Origin of the sequence: Nonomuraea sp. NPDC049725, assembly GCF_040674795.1 — a bacterium.
In the GTDB taxonomy this organism is placed as follows: Bacteria; Actinomycetota; Actinomycetes; order Streptosporangiales; family Streptosporangiaceae; genus Nonomuraea; species Nonomuraea ceibae.
Genome location: NZ_JBFANJ010000014.1, coordinates 37,057 through 62,595, shown reverse-complemented (window position 1 = coordinate 62,595; position 25,539 = coordinate 37,057). Strand labels below are relative to the sequence as shown.

27 protein-coding genes are annotated in these 25,539 nt (G+C 70.0%); 24 read left to right on the top strand and 3 right to left on the bottom strand.

What is annotated here, in order from left to right:
- Positions 1-327: 327 nt before the first annotated feature.
- A complete protein-coding gene (rho, locus tag AB0J53_RS31965) occupies positions 328-2,364 on the top strand; it encodes a transcription termination factor Rho (RefSeq protein WP_364179302.1) in 2,037 nt (678 codons plus the stop codon).
- A 64-nt stretch (positions 2,365-2,428) separates the two neighbouring features.
- On the opposite strand, the gene AB0J53_RS31960 is transcribed toward rho, so the two are convergent.
- Positions 2,429-3,436 carry a hypothetical protein gene (locus tag AB0J53_RS31960; RefSeq protein WP_219505885.1) on the bottom strand — a complete coding sequence of 336 codons (1,008 nt, stop codon included), beginning with the start codon at positions 3,434-3,436 and terminating at the stop codon, positions 2,429-2,431.
- A 211-nt stretch (positions 3,437-3,647) separates the two neighbouring features.
- Between AB0J53_RS31960 and rpmE the strand changes: the two genes are divergently transcribed.
- From rpmE to AB0J53_RS31865, 19 genes are all read left to right on the top strand, one after another.
- Positions 3,648-3,866 (top strand): 50S ribosomal protein L31, encoded by a 219-nt coding sequence (rpmE, locus tag AB0J53_RS31955; protein WP_219505884.1) that lies wholly within the window; start codon positions 3,648-3,650, stop codon positions 3,864-3,866.
- Between the two features lie 91 nt (positions 3,867-3,957).
- A complete protein-coding gene (gene prfA, locus AB0J53_RS31950) occupies positions 3,958-5,010 on the top strand; it encodes a peptide chain release factor 1 (RefSeq protein ID WP_364179299.1) in 1,053 nt (350 codons plus the stop codon).
- Positions 5,007-5,861, top strand: a complete 855-nt coding sequence (prmC, locus tag AB0J53_RS31945) for a peptide chain release factor N(5)-glutamine methyltransferase (RefSeq protein ID WP_049559024.1) — start codon at positions 5,007-5,009, stop codon at positions 5,859-5,861. Before prfA ends, prmC begins: the two co-directional genes overlap by 4 nt.
- Before the next feature lie 10 nt (positions 5,862-5,871).
- Positions 5,872-6,519: an L-threonylcarbamoyladenylate synthase gene (locus AB0J53_RS31940; RefSeq protein WP_364179296.1), complete on the top strand. Its 648-nt coding sequence runs from the start codon at positions 5,872-5,874 to the stop codon at positions 6,517-6,519.
- Between the two features lie 86 nt (positions 6,520-6,605).
- Positions 6,606-8,774 carry a hypothetical protein gene (locus tag AB0J53_RS31935; RefSeq protein WP_364179294.1) on the top strand — a complete coding sequence of 723 codons (2,169 nt, stop codon included), beginning with the start codon at positions 6,606-6,608 and terminating at the stop codon, positions 8,772-8,774.
- Positions 8,774-9,151: a hypothetical protein gene (locus tag AB0J53_RS31930; protein WP_219505879.1), complete on the top strand. Its 378-nt coding sequence runs from the start codon at positions 8,774-8,776 to the stop codon at positions 9,149-9,151. The genes AB0J53_RS31935 and AB0J53_RS31930 overlap by 1 nt, the downstream gene beginning before the upstream one ends.
- Before the next feature lie 45 nt (positions 9,152-9,196).
- Positions 9,197-10,462 carry a serine hydroxymethyltransferase gene (gene glyA / locus AB0J53_RS31925; RefSeq protein WP_219505877.1) on the top strand — a complete coding sequence of 422 codons (1,266 nt, stop codon included), beginning with the start codon at positions 9,197-9,199 and terminating at the stop codon, positions 10,460-10,462.
- Between the two features lie 57 nt (positions 10,463-10,519).
- Complete coding sequence (locus AB0J53_RS31920) at positions 10,520-11,806, top strand: MraY family glycosyltransferase (RefSeq protein WP_364179293.1); 1,287 nt, start codon at positions 10,520-10,522, stop codon at positions 11,804-11,806.
- A gap of 131 nt (positions 11,807-11,937) precedes the next feature.
- The gene (locus AB0J53_RS31915) at positions 11,938-12,357 is read left to right on the top strand and encodes a hypothetical protein (protein WP_219505875.1); all 420 of its coding nucleotides are present in this window, start codon (positions 11,938-11,940) and stop codon (positions 12,355-12,357) included.
- A 67-nt stretch (positions 12,358-12,424) separates the two neighbouring features.
- Positions 12,425-12,640 carry an AtpZ/AtpI family protein gene (locus tag AB0J53_RS31910; protein WP_246645040.1) on the top strand — a complete coding sequence of 72 codons (216 nt, stop codon included), beginning with the start codon at positions 12,425-12,427 and terminating at the stop codon, positions 12,638-12,640.
- Between the two features lie 178 nt (positions 12,641-12,818).
- Complete coding sequence (gene atpB, locus AB0J53_RS31905) at positions 12,819-13,502, top strand: F0F1 ATP synthase subunit A (RefSeq protein ID WP_364179290.1); 684 nt, start codon at positions 12,819-12,821, stop codon at positions 13,500-13,502.
- 71 nt (positions 13,503-13,573) lie between these two features.
- Positions 13,574-13,807, top strand: a complete 234-nt coding sequence (gene atpE / locus AB0J53_RS31900) for an ATP synthase F0 subunit C (protein ID WP_049561045.1) — start codon at positions 13,574-13,576, stop codon at positions 13,805-13,807.
- Positions 13,808-13,835: 28 nt separating this feature from the next.
- A complete protein-coding gene (locus tag AB0J53_RS31895) occupies positions 13,836-14,387 on the top strand; it encodes a F0F1 ATP synthase subunit B (RefSeq protein ID WP_219505872.1) in 552 nt (183 codons plus the stop codon).
- On the top strand, positions 14,387-15,196 hold the full coding sequence (locus AB0J53_RS31890; RefSeq protein ID WP_219505870.1) for a F0F1 ATP synthase subunit delta: 810 nt from the start codon (positions 14,387-14,389) through the stop codon (positions 15,194-15,196). Before AB0J53_RS31895 ends, AB0J53_RS31890 begins: the two co-directional genes overlap by 1 nt.
- Positions 15,197-15,219: 23 nt before the next feature.
- The gene (gene atpA / locus AB0J53_RS31885) at positions 15,220-16,869 is read left to right on the top strand and encodes a F0F1 ATP synthase subunit alpha (RefSeq protein WP_219505869.1); all 1,650 of its coding nucleotides are present in this window, start codon (positions 15,220-15,222) and stop codon (positions 16,867-16,869) included.
- Between the two features lie 3 nt (positions 16,870-16,872).
- Entirely contained in the window at positions 16,873-17,775 is a 903-nt protein-coding gene (locus tag AB0J53_RS31880; RefSeq protein WP_219505868.1) for a F0F1 ATP synthase subunit gamma, read from the top strand.
- Position 17,776: 1 nt separating this feature from the next.
- Positions 17,777-19,225: a F0F1 ATP synthase subunit beta gene (atpD, locus tag AB0J53_RS31875; RefSeq protein ID WP_219505866.1), complete on the top strand. Its 1,449-nt coding sequence runs from the start codon at positions 17,777-17,779 to the stop codon at positions 19,223-19,225.
- Positions 19,226-19,291: 66 nt separating this feature from the next.
- Positions 19,292-19,693, top strand: a complete 402-nt coding sequence (locus AB0J53_RS31870; RefSeq protein ID WP_049561059.1) for a F0F1 ATP synthase subunit epsilon — start codon at positions 19,292-19,294, stop codon at positions 19,691-19,693.
- Between the two features lie 27 nt (positions 19,694-19,720).
- The gene (locus AB0J53_RS31865; protein WP_219505851.1) at positions 19,721-20,098 is read left to right on the top strand and encodes a DUF2550 domain-containing protein; all 378 of its coding nucleotides are present in this window, start codon (positions 19,721-19,723) and stop codon (positions 20,096-20,098) included.
- A 39-nt stretch (positions 20,099-20,137) separates the two neighbouring features.
- Here the strand turns inward: AB0J53_RS31865 and AB0J53_RS31860 are convergent, their stop codons facing one another.
- Positions 20,138-20,728, bottom strand: a complete 591-nt coding sequence (locus tag AB0J53_RS31860; RefSeq protein ID WP_364179285.1) for a cob(I)yrinic acid a,c-diamide adenosyltransferase — start codon at positions 20,726-20,728, stop codon at positions 20,138-20,140.
- A 127-nt stretch (positions 20,729-20,855) separates the two neighbouring features.
- Between AB0J53_RS31860 and AB0J53_RS31855 the strand changes: the two genes are divergently transcribed.
- From AB0J53_RS31855 to AB0J53_RS31840, 4 genes are read left to right on the top strand one after another with little or no spacing between them, the layout of a single operon-like run.
- On the top strand, positions 20,856-21,752 hold the full coding sequence (locus tag AB0J53_RS31855; RefSeq protein WP_364179283.1) for an ATP-binding cassette domain-containing protein: 897 nt from the start codon (positions 20,856-20,858) through the stop codon (positions 21,750-21,752).
- Positions 21,753-21,757: 5 nt separating this feature from the next.
- Complete coding sequence (locus tag AB0J53_RS31850; RefSeq protein WP_357591307.1) at positions 21,758-22,858, top strand: ABC transporter permease; 1,101 nt, start codon at positions 21,758-21,760, stop codon at positions 22,856-22,858.
- Positions 22,858-24,021: a histidine kinase gene (locus AB0J53_RS31845; RefSeq protein WP_364179281.1), complete on the top strand. Its 1,164-nt coding sequence runs from the start codon at positions 22,858-22,860 to the stop codon at positions 24,019-24,021. Before AB0J53_RS31850 ends, AB0J53_RS31845 begins: the two co-directional genes overlap by 1 nt.
- Before the next feature lie 50 nt (positions 24,022-24,071).
- Complete coding sequence (locus tag AB0J53_RS31840) at positions 24,072-24,389, top strand: STAS domain-containing protein (RefSeq protein ID WP_219505833.1); 318 nt, start codon at positions 24,072-24,074, stop codon at positions 24,387-24,389.
- A 46-nt stretch (positions 24,390-24,435) separates the two neighbouring features.
- Here the strand turns inward: AB0J53_RS31840 and AB0J53_RS31835 are convergent, their stop codons facing one another.
- Positions 24,436-25,392, bottom strand: coding sequence for a hypothetical protein (locus AB0J53_RS31835; protein WP_364179279.1), 957 nt, complete (start codon positions 25,390-25,392; stop codon positions 24,436-24,438).
- Positions 25,393-25,539 lie beyond the last annotated feature (147 nt).

The following is a 25,539-nucleotide window of genomic DNA, read 5'->3' as shown; positions in this document are numbered from 1 at the left end:
CGTGAGCAGCGCGGCTGTCTCCCCGGAATCCGTTGCCTCCGGTTGGCCCACACCCGGTTGGCCCGACGTGAGGTGGCGACGACGGGGAGCTGCGCGTTCGAATCACCTCGACATCTGGCTGGCGGCAGCAATCTCGGGGGTGTCAGCCAAGCGTCACGGCTCTGTGACTGCGCGGAAGAACCCCTGGCCAAGAGTGGCGACCGTCCCCAGCGGCGGCCGAAGATCGCAAAGTGCACCCCGACCCGGTCTGTCCCGCCGGATCGCAAGCACCTCCGGGACGCCCGGCTGAACGAAACCGGCGCCCGACCCCTGGGAAGGACCTTTTAGTTGAGCGACACCACCGAACTCCTCTCCGACGCACCAGGCACATCTGCGGCGTCCGGCGACACCCCCACCCGCGCCGCGGCCAAGCCTCGTGCGCGTCGCTCCGGCACCGGCCTGTCCGCCAAGGTGCTGCCCGAGCTGCAGAAGATGGCCGCCGAACTGGGCATCAGCGGGACCGGGCGCATGCGGAAGAGCCAGCTCATCGCGGCCATCCAGGAGAAGCAGGGTGGCACGGGAGACGGCGCCCCCGCTGCGGCGGCCGAGGCGCCTGCCGCGGTCGACGCGGCCCCGGCCGCCGAGCGGCCCACCAGGACGCGCCGGGAACGTTCCCGTGCGAAGACCGCTGACGAACCCGCGGTGCAGGCCCCCGAGCCGGTGGCCGCGGCCCCGGTCGCCGAGACCGTGGCGGCTCCGGCCGAGTCGGTCGTCGAGCAGCCCGTACAGCCTGCGGAGGCGCCGCAGGGCGACTCGCGTGGCGAGCGCGGCGAGAGCCGTCGTGAGCGCCGCAGCCGCGGCGAGCGCCGTGACCGCGGTGACCGCTCCGGCAACGACCGCGGCGAGGGCGGCCGCGATGCCGCCCGCGACAGCCGCGACGGCGCCCGCGACACCCGCGACACCCGCGACAGCCGCGACGGCGGTCGTGACGGTCGCGATGGCCGTGACGGTCGCGACGGTCGTGACGGTCGCGCCGACCAGCGGACCGCTGACTCCGGCAGCCGTGGCGACCAGCGTGACCAGCGCGGCGACCAGCGCGGCGACCAGCGCGGTGACCAGCGCGGCGACCAGCGGGGCGGCGACGACGACGAGCGCGGCGGCCGTGGCCGGCGCGGCCGGTTCAGGGAGCGCAACCGCGGCCGTGGCCGTGACCGCTTCGACAGCAGCGAGCCCGTGATCGGCGACGACGACGTCCTCATCCCGATCGCCGGCATCCTCGACATCCTCGACAACTACGCGTTCGTCAGGACGAGCGGCTACCTGCCGGGCAGCAACGACGTGTACGTCTCGCTGGCGCAGATCCGCCGCAACGGCCTGCGCAAGGGCGACGTCATCACCGGCGCCGTCCGCCAGCCGCGCGAGGGCGAGCGCCGCGAGAAGTTCAACGCCCTGGTCCGCCTCGACACCGTCAACGGCATGGACCCGGAGCAGGCCCGCAACCGGCCCGACTTCAACAAGCTCACGCCTCTCTACCCGCAGGAGCGCCTGCGCCTGGAGACCGAGCACAACATCCTGACCACGCGGATCATCGACCTCGTGTCGCCGATCGGCAAGGGCCAGCGCGGTCTCATCGTCTCGCCGCCCAAGGCCGGCAAGACGATGGTGCTGCAGTCGATCGCCAACGCGATCACCCGCAACAACCCCGAGTGCCACCTGATGGTCGTGCTCGTGGACGAGCGGCCCGAAGAGGTCACCGACATGCAGCGGTCGGTCAAGGGCGAGGTCATCCACTCGACCTTCGACCGTCCGGCCGAGGACCACACCACGGTCGCCGAGCTCGCCATCGAGCGCGCCAAGCGCCTGGTGGAGCTGGGCCACGACGTGGTCGTCCTGCTCGACTCGATCACCCGGCTCGGCCGCGCCTACAACCTGGCGGCCCCGGCGTCCGGGCGCATCCTGTCGGGTGGTGTCGACTCCACGGCCCTCTACCCGCCCAAGCGCTTCTTCGGCGCCGCCCGCAACATCGAGAACGGCGGCTCGCTGACGATCCTCGCCACGGCCCTGGTCGAGACCGGGTCCAAGATGGACGAGGTCATCTTCGAGGAGTTCAAGGGCACCGGCAACATGGAGCTCAAGCTCAACCGCTCCCTGGCCGACAAGCGCATCTTCCCCGCGGTGGACGTCGACGCGTCCGGCACCCGTAAGGAAGAGATCCTCATGGCCAAGGAAGAGCTCCAGATCGTCTGGAAGCTGCGCCGGGTGCTGCACGCGCTCGACATGCAGCAGGCGCTGGAGCTGCTCCTGGAGAAGATGAAGGAGACCAAGTCCAACGCGGAGTTCCTGCTCCAGGTCCAGAAGACCACGGTGAGCAACGACCGCGACTAGCGCGCACGACGCGGAAGCGGCGGGAGGATCCCCTCCCGCCGCTTCTGTGTGTTCTGGTGGCGTTCTAGCGGACGTCCACGAGCCGCTGCGGCGACAGCGCGCCGCGCGTCTTGCTCGTGGCGAGCGACCTGACGCGGTAGTAGCCGTCCTTCACGGCCTTGAACGTGCGGGTGTACCTGCCGGAGGCGTTCGTCTTCGCGTACGCGACGAGCTTGTACGTCTTGGTGCCCTTGGCCTTGAAGTAGATGCGCAGCTTCGTGCCCTTGTACGGCTTGGCCCCCCGGTACGCCTTGCCGTACACCTTGAAGCTCCTGCCCTGCTTGACCTTCTTGGCGGCGCTGATGGTGACCCTGGCGGTGGCCTTGCGGCTGACGCCGGCGGCCGGGGCCTCGACGGTGAACGGGACGACGCCCTTGAGCGCCTCGCCGCCGCGGGTCGCGTACACCTCCAGCGTCCACGCGCCGGGCGCGGTGTCGTCGCTGAAGTACGTGGAGCCGCGGTGGTGGCCGTCGGGCTCCAGCGCCATGACGCCGAGGTCGTAGAACTTCCTGGTCGTGTCGCTGCGCAGCTTGGCCGTCACCGTCCGGGCGCCCTTGACCGCGGCCTCGACCTTGACCTCCACGTCCTTGCCCTTGACGAGCCTGACGGGGTCGGGGGTGACGGAGGCGTCGGTGATGCTCTGCTTGCCGGCGACCTTGACGCTGAAGGTGTTGTCACGCGGGGCGTCGCGCGTGACGGTGACGGTGAGCTTCCAGTCGCCGGGCGGGTCGTTCGCGCCGATGGCCCAGCGGCCGGTCACCACGGCCTCGCCGGGCTTCACGTCGAACGTGACGGGCCGTTCGGCCTTGCCCGGGGCTTCGATGGCGCCCTTCACGCCCTTGACCGTCTCCGGGTCCCTGAGCTTCAGCGTGGCCGTGGCTCCCGTCTCCCCCTGGAGCGGGACGTACGCGCCGGACCAGCCGGCACTGGTGAAGTCCGGCTGCTTGGCCTCCTGGGCGGCTGCGGCAGGACCCCCGAACAGAACAGCGACCCCCGTGGCGGCCGCTATCAGCGACCGCACCGTTCTTCTCATCCGATGAGTGACCCTTCGGTGGTGAAAGTGATGGTATGTGCGGGGGAGCCTAGCGTGACGCCGCAGTGAAGACCGGGGGAAGATCGGGGAATGGCCGGTGGCCCGGGCTGGTTGAACCATCTGGCACACTGGTAGCCGACCGCTTGCTGCGGTACCGGTTCCCGCCATGAGCTCAGAGGCGACCCGGCGACCGCACCCCGAAAGGAAAACCATGAAGCCCGACATCCACCCCGACTACCACGTGACCCAGGTCACCTGCACCTGCGGCAACACGTTCACCACCCGCAGCACCGCCAAGAACGGCGTCATCCACGCCGACGTGTGCTCCGCCTGCCACCCGTTCTACACGGGCAAGCAGAAGATCCTCGACACCGGCGGCCGGGTGGCGCGCTTCGAGAAGCGCTTCGGCAAGAAGGCCTCGGGCAAGTAGCTTCAGCGACGCCGGCTCCGACGCACCCGCGTGCGCCGGGCCGGCGTTTCTTGGTGCACGGCCCGCCCACCCGCACGACGAAGGACCCACGGTGAACCTCGACGAGTTGCTCAAGGAGTATTCCGAGCTGGAGATGCAGCTCGCCGATCCCGCCGTGCACGCCGACCAGGGCAGGGCCCGCACGCTCGGCAAGCGTTACGCGCAGCTCACCCCGATCGTCGGCACCTACCGCGAGCTGGAGACGGCCCGCGAGGACCTGACGGCCGCCAAGGAGCTGGCCCGCGAGGACGAGGCGTTCGCCGAAGAGGCCGCCGAGATCGAGACGCGCATCCCCCAGCTGGAGGAACGGCTCAAACACCTGCTCATCCCGCGTGATCCCAACGATGACAAGGACATCATCATGGAGATCAAGGCGGGCGAGGGCGGTGAGGAGTCCGCGCTGTTCGCCGGTGACCTGCTGCGCATGTACCTGCGCTACGCCGAGCGCATCGGCTGGAAGACCGAGATCATCGACAGCCAGCCGTCCGACCTCGGCGGCTACAAGGACGTCACGGTCGCGATCAAGGCCAAGGGCGACGACGGCGTGTGGTCCAGGCTCAAGTACGAGGGCGGGGTGCACCGCGTGCAGCGGGTGCCCGTCACCGAGTCGCAGGGCCGCATCCACACCAGCGCCGCCGGCGTGCTGGTCTACCCCGAGGCCGAGGACGTCGAGGTCCAGGTCGACCCCAACGACCTGCGCATCGACGTCTACCGCTCCAGCGGCCCCGGCGGCCAGAGCGTCAACACCACCGACTCCGCCGTGCGCATCACCCACCTGCCCACCGGCGTCGTCGTCTCCTGCCAGAACGAGAAGAGCCAGCTGCAGAACAAGGAGTCGGCGATGCGCATCCTGCGCGCCCGGCTGCTGGCCATCGCCCAGGAGCAGGCCGACGCGGCCGCTCAGGCCGAACGCAAGTCGCAGGTGCGCACCGTCGACCGCTCCGAGCGCGTCCGCACCTACAACTTCCCGGAAAACCGCATCTCCGACCACCGCGTCGGCTTCAAGGCGTATAACCTCGACCAGGTTCTCGACGGCGAGCTGAACGCCGTCACCCAGGCCCTCATCGACGCCGAAATGGCGGAGAAGCTCGCACAACACTCATGACATTCCTGCTGGACGAGATCGCCCTCGCCACCGCGCGGCTGGCAGAGGCGGGTGTGCCGTCCCCGCGCACCGACGCCGAGGAGATCGCGGCGTTCGTCCACGGCGTGCGCCGGAGCGAGCTGCACACCGTCAAGGACGCCGACTTCGACGCGCTGTTCTGGGAGGGCGTCGCCCGGCGTGAAGCCCGCGAGCCACTCCAGCACATCACCGGCCACGCCTACTTCCGCTACCTGGAGCTCGACGTCGGCCCCGGCGTGTTCGTGCCGCGGCCCGAGACCGAGGTCATGGCCGGATGGGCCATCGAGACGCTGCGCGCCATGGACGTCACCGCGCCGCTCGTCGTCGACCTCGGCACCGGCTCCGGCGCGATCGCGCTGTCCATCGCCCAGGAAGTGGCCCTGGCCGAGGTGCACGCCGTCGAGGTCGACCCCCGGGCCTACAGCTGGGCCAAGCGCAACATCACCGAGCACGGCCAGGGCCGCACCCACCTGCACCCCGACGACCTCGCCGAAGCGCTGCCCGAGCTCAACGGCAAGGTCGACCTGGTCATCTCCAACCCGCCCTACATCCCGCCCGGCGCGATCCCGCGCGACCCCGAGGTGCGCGACTACGACCCGGCGCGCGCCCTCTACGGCACCGGCGACGACGGCCTCGGCGAGGTCCGGGCCGTCGAGCGCACCGCCCGGCGGCTGCTGCGCCCCGGCGGCTGGGTCGCCGTCGAGCACGCCGACGAGCAGGGCCGGTCGGTCTACCTCACCTTCCCCGAGGACAACGGCTGGCGCGACGTACGGCTGCGCCAGGACCTCACCCGCAGGGACCGCTTCGTCACCGCCCGACTCGGCCAGGACTAGGATGCACGCCGTGGGAAGACGCTTTGACTGCACCGACGCCGACCAGCGGGCCGAGGGCCTGCGCGAGGCGACCACCGCCGTCGGCCGGGGCGAGCTCGTGGTGCTGCCGACCGACACGGTCTACGGCATCGGCTGCGACGCCTTCACGGCCGCGGCCGTCACCTCGCTGCTCGAGGCCAAGGGCCGTGGCCGCGACATGCCGCCGCCCGTCCTCGTCGGCACCGTACGCGCCGCCAACGCGCTCGTCGAAGACCTCGGCCCCTACGGCCAGGACCTCATCGACGCGTTCTGGCCCGGGCCGCTGACCCTCGTCTGCAAGGCCAACCGCGCCCTGTCGTGGGACCTCGGCGACACCAAGGGCACCGTGGCCGTGCGCATGCCGCTCCACCCCGTCGCGCTGGACCTGCTCAAGGAGACCGGCCCGATGGCCGTCTCCTCCGCCAACCGCTCCGGCGCCCCGGCCGCCGTCACGGCCGCCGAGGCCGAGGAGCAGCTCGGCGAGTCCGTCTCGGTCTACCTCGACGGCGGCAGGACCAGCGACAACACGCCCTCGACCATCCTCGACCTCACCACCGCCGTGCCCCGCCTGCTGCGCCGCGGCAGCATCCCCGTCGAGAAGCTGCGGGGCATCATCGGGTACGTCGCCACCGAGGACTGAGATATACCGTCTGGCTATCCCGGCTGCGCCGGGCGGTGCCACGTGCCTACGGTTGAGCCCGGAGCTGCGACGTCCGGGAGTGACCCATGGGCAAGTTCGACGGCATGGATCCCAAGCTGGTCCGTGAGCTGCTGGCCGAGACGGAGCGGGCCACGGCCGAGCTGCGCCGCGTCGAGGCCCGGGTCACGCAGATCATGTCCACCGCCGGGCTCTCCACCCAGACCACCCACCGCCCGGTCCAGATCGCGGACGCCGCCGACCGCATGGTCAAGGACGTCAAGGCCCGGCTCGCGGTGCTGGAGAAGCGCGCCGATCCGCCCAAGCCCTCCCTCCCCACCACGGACGACACCCCCACCGCCAAGCCGGACCCGAAGCCGGACCCCAAACCGGACGCGAACGGCAAGCCGGACGGAAAGCCGGAGGGTGAGACCAAGCCCGAAGGCAAGCCCGAAGCGGACGGAAAGCCGGACGGAAAGCCGGACGCCAAACCGGAGGGCAAGCCCGAAGCGGACGGAAAGCCGGACGCGGGCGACAAGCCGGACGCCAAGCCCGACGGGAAGCCCGAGGCGGACACCAAGCCGGACGGAAAGCCCGAGGCGGACACCAAGCCGGATGCCAAGCCTGACGGAAAGTCCGACGCCGACGGAAAGCCTGAGGCGAAGGACGAGCCGAAGGACGAGGACCGGGGCAGCAGGCGAGACCACGGCGCCGAGCCGGACCGCAGCGGCGAACAGGACCAGGACTGCAACCGCGACCAGGGCATAGCCGACACCCCAGGCAAGGACCACCCCGACGACCCCGACCCCAGCAGGCCGCAGGTCGTCGAGGTCGACGGCACCAAGGTGCTCCAGATCCCCCTGGACCCGCCCACGGCCAGAGAGCTCGAAGGCATCCTCGACAACCTCGACCGCGCCCAGCCCGCCGACATGCCGTCGACGCCCGACGACTCCACCGGTACGCAGCCCCCGACCACCACGGACGACTGCGACAAACAGCCCGGCAACGGCCGGCCCGACGACGCGCCCGTACGTGACGCCGCCCAGAACGGCGCCCACAACGGCACCCCGGAGGCACCACGTAACGACGGGCAAGGCTTCGTCGTACCACCGACCCCGCCACCGGACTCAGCCACCGGAGGCGCCGGATCCACCGCCCAGAGCGTCGCAGGCACGGGTGCGGGTGGCGACGGCGCCAACGTGATCTCGATCGGAGGCCGCCCTCTCGACCCCGAAGCCCTCGGCACGGTGACGGAGAACGCCCGCGAGTACCAGCCCCACCCCCTGCCCGCCGCAGAAGGCGGCTACGGCGGCCCACCAGCCCAGGGAGGCGCCGCCCCCTTGGGCACGGCGGGCGTCCCGGATGGCGCCGTAGGAGGCGCACCTGGGGGCGTCTCAGGCGGAGCCACAGGAGCGTACGGCGGCCTGGGTGACGGCGTGCATGGCGGAGCGGCAGGCGGCGCCCAAGGCGGCGTCACGGGTGGTGCCCAAGGCGGCATAGAGGGCGGTGCCCAAGGCGGCGTCACGGGCGGCGCAGTGGGCGGATACGGCGGTCCTGAAGCGCAGGGCGGGGCCAGCACACCGCCAGCAGTCGGCGGCGCACCCGACACCCCCGTCGACGGCGGCCGGAACGGCACGCAAGACGTCGCCGACCCCCGCCAACCCGACAACGCACAAGCCCCCCGGGACTGCCCGGAACCCTCCCAACCCACCCCCGACCGAGACCGTCAACCCGACGCCCCCATCGACCAGAAGCCACAACCCGGCGGCTCCTCCGGCCAGGACCAACAGCCCGGTAACCCGTACCCCGGCGGTTCCGGGAACCCGGACCCGCAGCCCGGCGGCTCCGCCGGTCAGGAGCAACAGCCCGGCGGCTCCACGGGCCAGGACCAGCAACCCCGTAACCCGTACCCCGGTGGCTCCGGGAACCCGGACTCGCAGCCCGGCAGCCCCTCCGGCCAGGACCAGCAACCCCGTAACCCGTACCCCGGCGGTTCCGGCAACCCGGACCCGCAGCCCGGGGGCTCCACGGAGCAGGACCCCCGGCGGGGTGAGGGGGCGTACCGGGAGAGGCAGGGTGACGGCAGGGTGGTGTCGGTCGAGGTGAGACCGCCGAGCCAGGAGGCGATCCGGGCCCTGGTCGAGAGCGCGACGGAGGTGCGGCCGATGGACATGCCGTCGGTCGAGGCGCCTGAGGACCACGGGCCTGACGGGCCTGACGGGCCGGTCGATCCGCGGACGCAGGAGAGGAGCGTGTGATGTACGTCGATCCGCCCGCGCCGAGGCCGCGGCAGCCGGGGGAGATGCCGCCCAAGGCCGGGGGCGGCGGCCCGCTGGACGGCCAGCCGAGGGCGTGGGAGTTCAACCCCGACTACCAGCGCCTGGTGACGGCGTGGCAGAACGTGATGCCGCTGCTGGAGAGCATGTCGGCGGCGCTGGACAAGGCTTACCAGCTGGCCAGGAGCCCGCAGACGTGGGACGCGCCGGTGGGCGGCCGGTATGTGGAGGACATCGGCGAGTGGCGGTCGAGGCTGGCGCTCTACCGGCAGGCGGTGCTGACGTCGATCAGCGACGAGGCGGCCGACACGCCGCGCTGGATCCCGAGCCCGATCGGCGCGCCGCACGCGTTCTCCTGAGCCGGGGAAGTGGGAAATCCGGACACTCGGTCGTACAGTGGGATCATGGGTGCGACACCCGACTACGGGCCCGACTTCGGGCGGCTGCGGGAGCAGGATCCCGAGGTCGCGCAGGTGCTTCTCGACGAGATGGCGCGGGTGCGCGGCGGCCTGCAGCTGATCGCGAGCGAGAACTTCACCTCGCCCGCGGTGCTGGCGGCGCTGGGCTCGACGTTGAGCAACAAGTACGCGGAGGGCTACCCGGGGCGGCGCTACTACGGCGGCTGCGAGGTGGTGGACCGGGCGGAGCGGCTGGCGATCGACCGGGCGCGTGAGCTGTTCGGCGCGGAGCACGCGAACGTGCAGCCGCATTCGGGCGCGTCGGCGAACCTGGCCGCGTACGCGGCGCTGTTGCAGCCGGGCGACACGATGCTGGCGATGGCGCTGCCGCACGGCGGCCATCTGACGCACGGCTCGCGGGTGAACTTCTCGGGCCGCTGGTTCGACGTGGCCTCCTACGGGGTGCGCCGTGACACCGAGCTCATCGACTACGACGAGGTGCGTGACCTGGCGTTGCGGCACCGGCCGAAGCTGATCGTGTGCGGGGCGACGGCGTACCCGAGGCTGATCGACTACGGCGTGTTCCGCGGCATCGCGGACGAGGTGGGCGCGTGGCTGCTGGCGGACATGGCGCACCCGATCGGGCTGATGGCGGGCGGGGCGATCCCGTCGGCGGTGCCGTACGCGGACGTGGTCACGTTCACCACGCACAAGGCGCTGCGCGGGCCGCGCGGCGGCGGGATCCTGTGCACGGAGGAGCTGGCGGCGCGGATCGACCGGGCGGTGTTCCCGTTCATCCAGGGCGGGCCGCTGATGCACGCGGTGGCGGCGAAGGCGGTGGCGTTCGGGGAGGCGTTGCGGCCGGAGTTCGCCGGCTACGCGCGGCAGGTGGTGGCCAACGCGCGGGCGCTGTGCGACACGCTGGCGGCGGAGGGGATGCGCCCGGTGTCGGGCGGCACCGACACGCATCTGGCCCTTATCGACCTGCGTGAGCTGGGGGTTTCCGGCGCGGAGGCGGAGCGCAGGTGCGCGGCGGCCGGCATCACGCTCAACCGCAACGCGATCCCGTACGACCCGGAGCCGCCCGCCGTGACGTCGGGGATCAGGGTGGGCACGCCGTGCGTGACGACGCAGGGGATGGGGCTCCAGGAATTGAAGGAGATCGGGTCGCTGGTCGCGCGGGTGGTGCGAGAGCCTGGTGCGGCGGCGGAGGTCCGGGAAAGGGTGGCCGCTCTCGTCGCCATACATCGGCCATATCTCAGCGAATATTAAGCTGGTCTGTGTCGTTTTCCGGTCACAGCCGGCCGGAGCATCCGGGAAACTAGGTCCGTGCGCGAATATCTGTTCATGGCACTCGTCGCGGCCGCGGTGACGTATCTGCTCGTCCCGCTGGTGCGCCGCTTCGCCATCCGCATCGGGGCGGCGCCGGAGATTCGCGAACGTGACGTGCACACCACGCCGACGCCCAGGCTGGGCGGGCTGGCGATGTACGGCGGGCTGGTCGCGGGCCTGCTGATCGCGAGCGAGCTGGCCAACACGGGCCGGGCGCTGGGCGTCGCGGAGGGCCAGCCGGTGCTGGCGCTCATCGTGGCTGGCGGCCTGATCACGGTGACGGGCTTCCTGGACGACTGGTGGGGCATGGACCCCTTCATCAAGCTGGCCGGCCAGATCGCGGCGGCCGGGGTGCTGGTCGCCTTCGGCCTGCGGCTGACCTACATCCCGCTGCCGAAGGACTGGGGCGGCTCCACCAGCCTCGACTACACGCTGAGCACGATCATCACGATCCTCGTCGTGGTGGTGGCGATCAACGCGGTCAACTTCGTCGACGGGCTCGACGGGCTGGCGGCCGGGATCGTGTGCATCGCGGGCATGGCCACCTGGGCCTATTCGATCTTTCTCGCGCAGAGCATCTCGGGTGACCGCATCACGACGACCGCGGCGATCGCCGCCGTCCTCATCGGCACCTGCCTGGGTTTTCTGCCGCACAACTTCCATCCGGCCAAGATCTTCATGGGCGACACCGGGGCGATGCTGATCGGCCTGGTGCTGGCGTCGTCGATCGTCACCGTGACGCCGGTCGACCCGTCGGTCATCGAGGGCATCAACCGCTTCGGCGTGCTGCTGCCGCTGCTGGTCCCGGCGGGCGTGCTGGTCCTGCCGCTGATCGACCTGATCACCGCCGTCGTGCGGCGCACCTCTCACGGCATGTCGCCGTTCGCGCCCGACCGCGGTCACCTGCACCACCGGCTGATGGACATCGGCCACTCGCACCGGCGTTCGGTGCTGATCATGTACGCGTGGGCGTTCGTGTTCGCGTTCGGCATCGTGGCGATGGCCACGTGGGGTGTGCCGGTGCTGCTGTTCCCGATCGTGATCGTGGTGGCGCTGGCGGTGCTGGTGCTGCTGATGGCCGCGCCCCGGTGGCGGGGCCGGGGCGGCGCGCGCAGGGCCGGCGGAAACCATGACGACGACGGCCCGCCCACCGGCCCGATGCCGCCGATCGTGCCGGAGTCCGAGGTCAGGCGGCGGATGCCGCCGGAGGCTGGCCCGTCGCAGCAGGACCGGGCGAGCGCGGAGCGTAACCCGGTCATTCCGGTCTACCCGGGCCGTTCATGATCGTGAACTAGAAACCACAGGTAAAAGCGGTCTTCCGTGAGCTTGTGATATCTTTCACGAGCAGGGACCCCCAAACGCGAATGTTCTGGGGGTAGCAAACGCTCGCTTGATAACTCGTTGATGGAGCTCCGATGCAGGCCAACGACGTGCGCGTACTCAAAAGCGCCGCGATTCCCACCCTCGGGGTAGGGGCGGTGGCCGTGGTCGTGAGCCTTCTGGTGGCGGGCGGCGGCGGCGCCCTCGGCGCACTGCTCGGCGTTCTGCTCGTCGGCGTCTTCTTCAGCATCAGCGTGGTGGCCGTCGCCTACGCGGCGCGCGTCTCTCCGCAGATGATGGCCATCGCCGCGATGGTCAGCTACCTCGTCAAAGTCATCGTCATCATGGTGATGCTGGTCACTTTCCGTGACACCACGCTGTGGAACACGCAGGCGTTCGCCTGGACCGTCGTGGCCGGCACCGTCGTCTGGACCGCCTTCGAAGTCCGCGCCTTCATGAAGACGAAGATGCTCTACGTCGACCCCGACGCCAAGGTCCCCGGGCAGGGCGACTGATGAGCCTGGTAAAACGCGGGGTCCGATATGACTAGTCCTCTGCTCGCCTGCTATCGTCAGGGCCGCGATGAGCCAACAGGAACGCCGACCGGAAACCGACGGTCGGGACTTCTCCGACGCCATGTGGTCGGTCCCCAGCTACCTCCTCGCCGGGATGGCAGTCTACGGCGGACTCGGGTGGCTGTTGGACCGCTGGCTCGACATGTCCGCGTTCTTCCCCATAGGCATCGTCCTGGGGGTCTCGCTCGCCGGCTACGCGGTCTACCGGAGACACGGTCGCTAGCCGTACGGCGCGACCGCATCTCCGAGGAAACTTCTGTGATCCACTACGACGTTGAAGGGAACGCCGCGTGAGTGCGCTGACGGTCCTAGCACCTCCGGGAGAGTTCGGGGCGCCTACGCCTGACGAGCTGTTCACTCTGCCCCCGATCATTCCCGGGGTCGAATGGTTCACCAAGCCGGTGCTCCTCGCCCTTTTCAGCTCGGTCCTGGTGATCGGCATCTGCTGGGCGGCCTTCGCCAGCCCGAAGCTGGTGCCCCGGGGCATGCAGAACGTCGTCGAGCTCGGCTACATGTTCGTCCGCGACCAGGTCGCCCGGCCCTTCCTGGGCAAGGACGCCGACCGGTGGATGGGCCTGCTGGTCTCGATCTTCTTCCTGGTGCTGGTCTGGAACCTCCTGGGCGTCGTCCCGGTCCTCCAGTTCCCGGTCGCCTCGCACATCGCCTTCCCGATCGTGCTCGCGGCAACCATCTACATCCTCAAGATCTACCTGGGCATCAAGCACCAGGGCGGCATCGGCTACTTCAAGAACATGATGTTCCCGCCGGGACTGCCGAAGCCGATCTACTTCCTGCTGGCCCCGATCGAGTTCCTGTCGAACATGATCATCGCGCCCTTCACGCACGCGGTGCGACTGTTCGCCAACATGTTCGCGGGCCACATGCTGCTGGCCTTCTTCAGCATGGTGGGCTTCTGGTTCCTCTTCGAGAAGCTGACCCCGCTCGGCGCCCCCATCGGCGTCATCGGGGTGGTGATGACCATCCTGCTCACGGGCCTGGAGATGTTCATCATGTACCTGCAGGCGTTCCTGTTCGCGATGCTGGCCGCGATGTACATCGGCAGCTCGCTGCACGCGGATCACTGAGAACCACAGACCGGATTAGTCCAGACCGGTGAAATTCCGAATCACCGGCCGTCCAGTAAAGGAAAACAGCAATGAGCGTTCTCGCTGAGGTCTCCGGCAACGTCACCGCCATCGGTTACGGTCTCGCCGCCATCGGCCCCGGCATCGGCGTCGGCATCATCTTCGGTCAGGGCGTGCAGGCCATCGCGCGTCAGCCCGAGGCCTACGGCCTGATCCGCCAGAACATGCTCCTCGGCTTCGTCCTCACCGAGGCCCTCGCCCTGATCGGTCTGGTCGCCCCGTTCATTTTCCAGGGCATCGCCTGATCATCCCCTCTGACGAAAGGCTGCAACCATGATCACGGCAGCTAAGCTCATCGTTGCGGAGGAGGGCGCCAACCCTCTCATGCCGCACACTTACGAGCTCGTCGTCGGCGTCTTCGCGTTCTTCGTCGTCGTCCTGGTCGTCGGAAAGATCCTCGTCCCGCGTGTGCAGAAGACGCTGGCCGAGCGCACCGACGCCATCGAAGGCGGCATCAAGAGGGCGGAAGAAGCCCAGGCCCAGGCCCAGGTCCTGCAGCAGCAGTACGCCGAGCAGCTCGAAGAGGCCAGGCGTGACGCGGCCCGGCTGCGCGAGGAGGCTCGCGAGCAGGCCGCGCAGATCAAGGCTGAGCTCCGCGAGGAGGCGCAGGCCGAGGCCCGCCGTCTCGTCGAGGCGGCGCACGCCCAGATCGAGGCCGACCGGCAGGCGGCGTTCGCCCAGCTCCGCAACGAGGTCGGTCGCCTGTCGACCGAGCTCGCCGGCCGCATCGTCGGCGAGTCCCTGGAGGACGAGTCGCGGCAGAGCCGCATCGTCGACCGGTTCCTCGACGAGCTGGAGAGCTCCAACGCGCAGGCGGTGCGTTAATGAGGGGCTTGAGCAGGACTTCGCTGGCAGAGGTCGAGGAGCGCTTCAACGCGGTCGCCGGTAGTGCCGACCTCGGCGCGCTCTCCGACGAGCTGTTCGCTGTCGCGGATCTGCTCGACCGCGAGCACGGCCTGCGTCGCGCCCTGTCCGACCAGTCCCGGGCCGGCGAGCAGAAGGCCGCCACGGCCCGCGCGCTGCTCCAGGGCAAGGTCAGCGAGGCCACGGTCGCCACGACCGAGGCCGCCGTCTCGGCCAGGTGGTCGCGTGCCGGCGACCTGGCCGACGTGCTGGAGCGCCTGGGCGTGGTCGCCGCCGCCGCCGAGGCGGAGGGTCAGCGCAAGCTGGACGAGGTGGAGGACGAGCTCTTCCGCTTCGGCCGCATCGTCGCCGCCAACCCGGACCTGCGCCGGGCGCTCGCCGATGCCGCCGCCCCCGAGGCGGGCAAGCGCGAGCTGCTCGCGGGTCTGCTCGGCGGCAAGGCAGCACCGACCACCCAGCGGCTCATCGCGCAGGTGGCAGTGCATCCGCGAGGACGTAGCCTGGAGACGGGGCTGGAGGAGTTCGGCCGCCTTGTGGCCGAGCAGCGCCAGCGTCTCGTGGCGGTCGTGCGCAGTGCCGTCGAGCTGACGGAGACGCAGAAGCAGCGGCTCGCCGCCTGGCTGCGCTCCTCCTACGGCCGAGACGTGCACCTGAATGTCGAGGTGGACAAGCGAGTGCTCGGTGGGTTCTCGGTCCGCATCGGCGACGAGATCATCGACACCACAATCGTGGGACGAATCGAAGAAGTCCGCCGCCGGTTGGCCGGCTAGGCGAAGAGGGAGACAGAGTAGAGATGGCGGAGCTTACGATCCGGCCGGACGAGATCCGGGACGCGCTTGAGCGCTTCGTCCAGGCGTACGAACCGGAAGGCGCCGCGCGCGAGGAGATCGGGACCGTCGTCGACGCCGGCGACGGCATCGCCCATGTCTCCGGCCTTCCCTCGGCGATGGCGAACGAGCTGCTCGAGTTCGAGAACGGCACGCGCGGCCTGGCACTGAACCTCGACACCCGTGAGATCGGTGCCGTGGTCCTGGGCGAGTTCAGCGGCATCGAGGAGGGCCAGACGGTCCGCCGGACGGGCGAGGTCCTGTCCGTGCCCGTCGGTGACGCCTTCCTCGGCCGCGTGGTCGACCCCCTGGGCAACCCCCTGGACGGCAAGGGCGCCATCGAGTCCGAGGGCCTGCGCGCCCTTGAGCTCCAGGCCCCGTCGGTCGTCCAGCGGCAGCCGGTGAAGCAGCCGCTGCAGACCGGCATCAAGGCCATCGACGCCATGACGCCGATCGGCCGCGGCCAGCGTCAGCTGATCATCGGCGACCGTGGCACCGGTAAGACCGCGATCGCGGTCGACACCATCCTCAACCAGCGCGAGGGCTGGCTGTCGGGCGACCCGGAGAAGCAGGTCCGCTGCGTCTACGTCGCCGTCGGCCAGAAGGGCTCGACCATCGCGCAGGTCAAGGCGCGGCTGGAGGAGGCCGGCGCGCTCGAGTACACGACCATCGTCGCCGCCCCCGCCTCCGACCCGGCCGGCTACAAGTACCTCGCCCCCTACACCGGCTCGGCCATCGGCCAGCACTGGATGTACCAGGGCAAGCACGTTCTCATCGTCTTCGACGACCTGACCAAGCAGGCCGACGCCTACCGCGCCGTGTCCCTGCTGCTGCGTCGCCCGCCGGGCCGTGAGGCCTTCCCCGGCGACGTGTTCTACCTCCACTCCCGCCTGCTGGAGCGCTGCGCGAAGCTCTCCAACGACATGGGCGGCGGCTCGATGACCGGTCTGCCGATCATCGAGACGAAGGGCAACGACGTCTCGGCGTTCATCCCGACCAACGTCATCTCCATCACCGACGGCCAGTGCTTCCTGGAGACCGACCTGTTCAACGCGGGTGTCCGTCCCGCGATCAACGTCGGTATCTCCGTCTCCCGAGTCGGTGGTTCGGCGCAGGTCAAGGCCATGCGCAAGGTGGCCGGCACGCTCAAGCTCTCCCTGTCGCAGTACCGCGACCTGGAGGCGTTCGCGGCCTTCGCCTCCGACCTGGACGCCGCATCCCGGGCCCAGCTCGACCGCGGTCAGCGCCTGGTCGAGCTGCTCAAGCAGCCGCAGTACTCGCCGTTCCCGGTCGAGAAGCAGGTCGTGTCGGTGTGGGCCGGCACCACCGGTGAGCTCGACGAGGTGCCGGTCGAGGACGTGCGCCGCTTCGAGGGTGAGTTCCTCGACTACCTCGGCTCCTCCCACAAGGGTGTCTTCGACGGCATCCGGGAGACCAACGAGCTGTCCGACGACGCGGTGACCGTGCTCAAGGACGCGATCGTGGAGTTCAAGAAGGGCTTCACCACCTCCTCGGGTGAGCTGCTGGTCAAGGACGAGCCGGTGGCGCCGCTCGGTGCCGACGAGGTCGGCCAGGAGAAGATCAAGAAGGTCGTCCGTCCGGCGGCGGAGAAGTAGGACATGGGTGCCCAGCTAAGGCTGCTGCGGCGGCGGATCAGCTCGGTCAAGTCGACCGCGAAGATCACGCGCGCCCAGGAGCTCATCGCCTCTTCGCGGATCGTGAAGGCGCAGATGCGGATGCAGGCGGCGCTGCCGTACGAGCGTGAGATCACTCGCGCCGTCACCGGCGTCGTCAGCAACGCGGCCAGCGTCGACCATCCGCTGACCGTGGCGAAGGAGAACCCCGCCAAGGCGGGCGTCCTCATCGTCACCAGCGACAGCGGGTTCTGTGGCGGCTTCAACGCCAACGTCCTGCGCGAGGCCGAGGCCCTGCGCGGGCTGCTGGAGGGCCGCGGCCTCAGCGTCGTCCCGTTCGTCACCGGGCGCAAGGGTGTCACCTGGCACTCCTTCCGCCAGCGGGAGATGGGCGGGCAGTGGGTCGGTTTCTCCAGGAACCCGGCTTACGCCGACGCCAAGGAGATCGCCAACACGCTGATCGACTCCTTCAAGGACGACAACGGGATCGACGAGATCCACATCGTCTCGACCGAGTTCGTCTCGATGCTGACGCAGAACGTCGTGGTCAGGCGGATCCTGCCGCTGGAGGTCGAGGAGACCGAGGCGACGGAGTCCACCACGATCCCGCCGTACTTCGAGTTCGAGCCCACGGCGGGCGACGTGCTGGAGACGCTGCTGCCGCGTTATGTGGAGTCGCGCATCTTCACCGCGCTGCTGCAGTCGGCGGCCTCCGAAGAGGCCGCGCGGCGGCGCGCGATGAAGTCGGCCACCGACAACGCCAACGAGCTGATGCGGATGCTGACCCAGCAGATGAACCAGGCTCGTCAGGCCGAGATCACCCAGGAAATCAGCGAGATCGTCGGTGGCGCCAACGCGCTCGCTGACGCCGCAGCGGGGAAAGAGTGAAATGACTGCAGAGGCTGTTGAAACTGTAGAAACCCCCGCGGCCGGCACTGGCCGCGTGGCCCGCGTCACCGGCGCCGTCGTTGACGTGGAGTTCCCCGTCGAGGGGATGCCCGAGATCTACAACGCGCTCAAGGTCGAGGTGACCCTCGGCGGCGAGACCAAGACCCTGACCCTCGAGGTCGCCCAGCACCTGGGTGACAACCTCGTCCGGGCCATCTCGATGCAGCCGACCGACGGCATGGTCCGCGGCCAGGCGGTGCTCGACACCGGCGCGCCGATCTCGGTGCCCGTCGGCGACGTCGTCAAGGGCCACGTGTGGAACGCGCTGGGCGAGACGCTCGACGTGCCGACCTCCTCGCTCAAGATCGAGGAGCGGTGGGGCATCCACCGTCCGTCGCCGGCCTTCGACCAGCTCGAGTCCCGCACGGAGCTGCTGGTCACCGGCATCAAGGTCATCGACCTGCTCACCCCGTACGTGCAGGGTGGCAAGATCGGTCTGTTCGGCGGCGCGGGCGTCGGCAAGACCGTTCTCATCCAGGAGATGATCCGCCGCGTCGCCCGTAACTTCGGTGGCACCTCGTGCTTCGCCGGCGTGGGTGAGCGCACCCGTGAGGGCAACGACCTCTGGCTGGAGATGGAGGAGGCGGACGTCCTCAAGGACACCGCGCTCGTCTTCGGTCAGATGGACGAGCCGCCGGGCACCCGTCTGCGGGTGGCGCTGTCGGCGCTGACCATGGCGGAGTACTTCCGCGATGTTCAGGGACAGGACGTGCTCCTGTTCATCGACAACATCTTCCGCTTCACGCAGGCCGGTTCCGAGGTGTCCACGCTGCTCGGCCGTATGCCGTCCGCGGTGGGCTACCAGCCGACGCTGGCCGACGAGATGGGTGTGCTCCAGGAGCGCATCACCTCGACGCGCGGTCACTCGATCACCTCCATGCAGGCGATCTACGTGCCCGCCGACGACATCACCGACCCGGCCCCGCACAACGCGTTCGCGCACCTCGACGCGCAGACCGTGCTTTCGCGGCCGATCTCGGAGAAGGGCATCTACCCCGCGGTGGACCCGCTCGACTCCTCGTCCCGGATCCTCGACCCGCAGATCGTCGGCGAGGAGCACTACCGGGTGGCCCAGGAGACCAAGCGGATCCTGCAGAAGTACCGCGAGCTCCAGGACATCATCGCCATCCTCGGTATCGACGAGCTCTCCGAGGAGGACAAGGTCACCGTCCAGCGGGCCCGCCGCATCGAGCGCTTCCTGTCGCACCCGATGTACGCGGCCGAGGCCTTCACCGGCCAGCCGGGCGAGACCGTGCCGCTGGACGAGACCATCGCCTCCTTCAAGGGCCTCTGCGCGGGTGAGTACGACCACCTGCCCGAGCAGGCGTTCTTCATGGTCGGCGGCATCGAGCAGGCCGTGGCCAAGGCCAAGGAACTCGAGCGTCGCTAAGCCGCCCTACCGGTGGTGGCGCGGTTGCGGCCGGGCCACCACCTGATCGGAAAGGAACCTACACAAGTGGCGAAGCTACGCGTAGGGGTTGTCTCACCCGAGCGTGAGATCTGGTCGGGCGAGGCCGACATGGTGATTGCCAAGACCGTGGACGGCGAGATCGGTATTATGCCGCAACACGCACCCGTGCTCGGCGTCCTCGTCGAGGGCGGCGTGCTGAAGGTGAAGCGGGAGGGCCAGGACGACCTGGTCGCCGCGGTCCACGGCGGTTTCATCTCCGTGGCCGACGACGAGGTCTCCGTGCTCGCCGAGGTGGCCGAGCTCGGTTCCGAGGTCGACGTCGCGGCTGCCCGTGACGCTCTCGACCGGGCCCAGGCCTCGATCGAGGCCAACCAGGAGGACGCTGACGCGGCCATCGAGGCGAAGCGGGCCAGGGCCCGGCTGCGCGCGGCGGGCGAAGAGGTCTGATATTACGAGCGCTAGGGGGCGGCAGGCATGGTCGAGACTTTGGTGATCTGTGCGCTGCTTGCCGCCGCTCTGGCGGTCGTGCGTTACTTCATGCTTGCGCGCCGGGGGAGCGTACCCTGTCGGCTGCGTGTCGGGCAGGGGGCCTGGCAGAGCGGCGTAGCGCGCTACGCCGACGGAGAGCTCCACTGGATTCCGCTCATGGGTGTGCGACTGAGGCCGCGCCACGCGATCGCGAGGCGCGGCCTCGTCGTTTCCCAGCGCAGGGAGATCGACGGCGGCCTGTACGCGGTCGACTGCTCCGGCTCCACCCGTGACCTGTCGCTGGCGATGAGCGCCGACGCGCTGACCGGTTTCCTGGCCTGGCTGGAGTCGGCGCCGCCGAGCGCCTACCTGGACGTCGCCTGATCAGTGGGCCTGATCAGTGGGCCTGATCAGCGGGCCTGATCAGCGGGTGCCGCCGGGCTTCCAGAGGATCTCGTCGCCCGCGTGGGCGATCCGGCACAGGATGAACAGCAGGTCCGACAGCCGGTTGAGGTAAGTGGCGGTCAGCGGGTTCATGTCGTCGTGGGTGTGCAGGGCCGCCCATGTGGTGCGTTCGGCCCGGCGTACGGTGACGCGGGCGACGTGCAGGCTCGCGGTGGCGGGGTCGCCGCCGGGCAGGATGAAGCTGCGCAGCGGCTTGAGCCGGGCGTTGAAGTGGTCGCACTGCTCTTCGAGCCGGTCGATGTAGGACTGCTCGACGCGCAGCGGCGGGAACTCGGGGTCGGCCGTGACCGGGGTGGCGAGGTCGGCGCCGAGGTCGAACAGCTCGTTCTGGACCCGTACCAGCACTTCCACGAGGTCGGCGGGCAGGCTGCCGTGCGCGAGGGCCAGCCCGAGGTGGGCGTTGGCCTCTTCCACGTCCGCGTAGGCGGCCAGTCGCGGATCGGTCTTGGACGTGCGGCTCATGTCGCTGAGCGATGTCGTGCCGTCGTCTCCGGTGCGGGTGTAGATGCGGGAGAGGACGACCGGCTTGTCCTTGTCTGCGCGCGTCATGAGCCCAGCGTAATGACAAATGTCATCCGGAACGGACGCGTAGCGCATGCCAGGCTCCTGATTTCAGCACCTACCAGGGCGAACGCCTGTTACGGGACGATTGGTGCATGACGAAGGAGAGAACCTGATGCTCGAGATCAGCGAACTGCGCAAGCGCTTCGCCGCGGCCCCCGGGGCGACCGAGGGTAAGCTCGCCCTGGACGGGATCGGCTTCACGGTCCGGCCGGGGGAGATGTTCGGGTTCGTCGGCGCGAACGGCGCCGGCAAGACGACGACGATGCGGATCGTCATGGGGGTTTTGAAGGCCGACTCCGGTTCGGTCAGCTGGCAGGGCAAGCCGCTGGGCTACGGCGAGCGGCAGCGGTTCGGCTACATGCCGGAGGAGCGCGGCCTCTACCAGAAGATGCGCGCCGGCGAGCAGATCGAGTACTTCGGCCAGCTCCACGGCCTGAGCGCGCCGGCGGCCAAGAAGTCCACCGACGACCTGCTGGAGCGGCTGGGCCTGACCGAGCGCAGGAACGACTCGGTGGAGTCGCTGTCGCTGGGCAACCAGCAGCGCGTGCAGCTCGCCGTCGCGCTGGTGCACGACCCCGAGGTGCTGATCCTCGACGAGCCGTTCTCCGGGCTCGACCCGATCGCGGTCGAGACGCTGGCCACGGCCCTCCAGGAGCGCTGCCGCGGCGGCGTCCCCGTCATCTTCTCCAGTCACCAGCTCGAACTGGTCGAGCGGCTGTGCGACTCGGTCGGCATCGTGTCGGCCGGCCGGATGGTGGCCAGCGGCACGGTCGGCGACCTGCGCGCCGCCGAGGGCGGCACCCTGCGGGTCGTGGTGCGCGGCGCGACGCCGGGCTGGGCCGACGGCCTGCCGGGCGAGCTCAGCGTGACCGGCGACCGCCACACCCTGCTCGTCGCCGGCGGCGACGACCAGGAGATCCTGCGCCGCGCACTCAAGGCCGGGCACGTGGAGCACTTCGGCGTCGAGCAGCCGACCCTCACCGAGATCTTCAAGGAGGCCGTGGCGTGAACGGCATGATGCTGGTGGCCAGGCGCGAGATCGGCACCCAGGTCAGGACGCGGGCCTTCAAGATCAGCCTGCTGATCACCGCGGTGCTGGTCGGCGCGCTGGCCTTCGCCCCCAAGCTGCTCGACCGCCCCGACTCCTACACCGTGGGCACGGTCAACTCCCAGCAGCTCCCGCTGGCGCAGGCGGCGCCCGACGCCACGTTCGAGTGGCGTGCGTTCCCGGACGAGGAGGCGGCCAAGGAGGCGGTGCTCGCCGGCGACGTGGACGCCGCGCTCATCGACGGCGTCAAGGTCATCACCGACGGCGAGATCGAGACCGAGCTCGGCGTGCTCATGCAGAGCACGAACCGCGAGGTCAAGCTGGGCGCGGCCGGGGTGTCGATCCCGCCGCTGCAGATGCAGTCGGTCGGCGCCGACACCCGCTACGAGGCCGCCCGCACCGGAATCGCCGTGGTGCTCGTGCTGGTGCTCTTCATGTTGATCATCGGACAGACCATGATGGTCGCCATGGGCGTGGTCGAGGAGAAGGGCAGCCGGATCGTGGAGATCCTGCTCAGCTCGATCCGGCCGTGGCAGCTCCTCGGCGGCAAGATCATCGGGCTGGGCGTGCTCGGCCTGATCAACCTGGGCACGATCCTCGTGGTCGGCCTCGCCGCCTCGTTCGCCTCCGGCTTCGCCGCCGACTTCCCGCCGGGCATGGCGGGCATCGTGGCGGGCGTGCTGGTCTGGTTCGTGCTCGGCTACGCCTTCTTCGCCACGCTCGCCGCCGCCCTGGCCTCGCTGGTCTCCCGCCAGGAGGAGGTCGGCAACGTGATGTCGCCGCTGACCATGCTCATCATGGCCGCCTACTTCGTGGCCTTCTACGCCACCAGCGACCCGACCGGCACGCTGGCCACGATCGTGTCGTTCGTCCCGCCGTTCTCCTCCATGGTGATGCCGGTGCGGATGGCCGCCACCGAGGTGCCGCTGTGGGAGGTCGGGGCCTCGGCCGCGCTGATGATCGTCGCCGTGCTCGCCACGCTGTCCTTCGGGGCCAAGGTGTACGAGCGGGCCGTGCTGCGGACCGGCGCCCGGGTCAAGCTGGGTGAAGTGCTGCGCGCCAAGTGATGAATCCGATCGATCGGGCACGGCGCCACACGCTGCACATGATGGCCTCCATCGTGGTGATGCTGTGGCTGTTCATCATCGGGCGGCTGTTCCTGCACGCCGAGGACGTCCACTGGCAGCGCGTCGTGCCCGGGCTGATCGCGGTGACGGCGTTCACCTGGTACTACCACCGGGCCGTCTCGGCCGTGCTGCGCGACCGCTACGCCCGGCGGGAGGTCACGATCGCCGGGGCGCTCGCGCTGGTGACCGCGAGCGCCGGCGGGGCCGACCCGATGAGCTGGGGATTCACGCTGGCGGCCTGGCTGTCGGTGGCGGCGATCGGCGTACGGGTCCGCACCGCCACGGTCATGGCGGTGGGCACGATGGCCGCCGGGGTGCTGCTGGGCCTGGGCAACTACCTGCTGGACCCGGACGTCCTGCTCCTGCGTGACGTGACCGCCGGCCCCGTCGTGGCGTACCTGGTCTTCATCTACGGGCTGTTCTGCGTGTCGTTCCCGTGGACGAACCGGGTGTGGATGTGGATCTGGCAGCTCGCCGTCCAGGCCAGCGAGGGCAAGGAGGCGCACACGCGGCTCGCGCTCGCCGAGGAGCGGCTGCGCTTCTCCCGCGACCTGCACGACCTGGTCGGCCACCAGCTCTCGGCCATCGCGGTCAAGACCGAGCTGGCGGTGCGCCTGGCCGACGCCGACACCGGGGCGGCCAAGGCGGAGATGACCGAGGTCCACGCGCTCACCAGGAAGGCGCTGAAGGAGCTGCGGCAGGCCGTGCGCGGCTACCGCGAGCTTGACTTGGGCGCGGAGCTGAATAGCGTGAAAGGGGTCCTGGAAGCGGCGGGGGTGCGCTGCGAGACGCGCCTGCCCCACCGCGAGCTGCCCGAAGGCGTGGCGCCGGTGTTCGCCTACGTCGTCCGCGAGGCGGTGACCAACGTGCTCAAGCACAGCACGGCCACCTTCTGCGACATCCTCATCCGGTTCACCGACGAGGAGGCGGAGGTGCGGGTCCGCAACGACGGGGCGACCGGCCGCAGCGGCGACGAGCTGGGCAGCGGGCTTTCGGGGCTGGCCGAGCGGGTGGGCGCCGTGCGGGGCACGCTGACGGCCGGTCCGGTCGACGACGGGCACTTTCTGCTGCGAGCGGTCGTGTCGTTGCCGATTGCTGGGTAGTGGGAAGGTGTCGGGGTTCGCCCCGGCGCACGTTGTTCTGAGGAGGTGGCATGCGCGTCCGGGGCAATCCGAAGGCACAGGTGGTGCGGACCGGTCAGCGGCTCGACGCGGGGACGTCGGCGGGCGTGCGGACGATGCTGCACGAGGCCGTCGACTCCGGCGAGGGCGACCTGATCCTCGACCTCTCCAAGCTGGAGATGATCGACGCCACCGGTCTCGGAGTGCTCGTGGGCACGCATCGGCTCGCGCTGAGCGCGCAACGCCGCCTCGTCCTTCGGGGGGTGCCCCCGCGGATCATGCGGATACTTGCGGTGACCCGGCTGAATCGGGTGCTCCACGTCGAGGTGACGCACGCCGCGGTGGCCTGAGCGACACATATCGGACCGGGTGGCGATCAGCCGCCGCCCGCTCCCTTCAGGTCCTGCCCCGCAGCCTGGCCAGCGTGGCCGGCGTCTGGGCGTCCAGCCAGTCGGCGAGCTGCTCGAACGACACGCAGCGCACCTCGTGCCGGGTGCAGACCCGGTCCATCAGCCCGAGCAGCGCCCGCTGGTAGATGCCGCCGTTCCAGCTCGCGAAGTGGTGGCCGATGAACACCGGGGCCCGGTCGGTGCGCAGCGAGCGCTCCACGGCGCGCTCGTAGGCGCGGCCCGCCTGCCGCTCCCAGCGGTCCCGTAGCCGCCGCGGGCCGGGCCTGGCGCCGCTCTGCACCGCGTAGAGGTTGTAGTCCATGGCGAGCACCTGCCGGCCGCCCACGTCGATGCCCGGCAGCGGGAACTGCCACAGGCCCGCCCGCTTGCGCGGCCAGGCCGCCACGCCGGTGCCCGACGCGTCGTAACGCCACCCGTACGAGCGGAAGGCCCGGAACATCGCCTGCCGGTCACCTTGCAGGCAGGGGGTACGGCCGCCGCGGACGGCGTCACGGACCCGGAACGGCAGGTCGGGCAGGTGCGTCAGGCCGGAGTTGCGCCGCCAGTCGGTGACGAAGCGGTGGAACTGGCGGATCTCGCTGCGCCAGTCGGCGGCCGACCAGGAGTTGACGCCGCGGCTGCCGCAGAAGTGGCCGTTGAAGTGGGTGCCGATCTCGTGGCCGGCGTTCCAGGCGGCGGTCAGCTCGCGGGCCTGCAGCCGCATCCGGGCGGGCCGCTGGAAGCCGATGTCGGAGCTGCCGCGCCGGTGGCCGGGGGGACGGTAGAGGCGGCGGTGGTCGGAGGGCAGGAGGTAGACGCCGGACAGGAAGAACGTGAGGGTGGCCCGGTTGCGGGCCGCGGCCTCGCGGAAGGCGCGGAACCAGCCGTTGCCCACCCCGGCGCCGTCGAAGGAGATGACCACGAACTGGGGTGGCCGTTCGCCGTCGGCGAGACCGCAGCGCACGCTTTCGCACCAATCGCGCCGGGTGGCCGTCTTCTGGACGGCCTTTTCCCCGGGCGGCTCGCTAGGTGTGCTGATTTGCCGGACTTGTCCGGCGCAGGAGGTGGTCGTCGCTATAAGGAAAATGCCGATAATCCCGCGTATCACTCG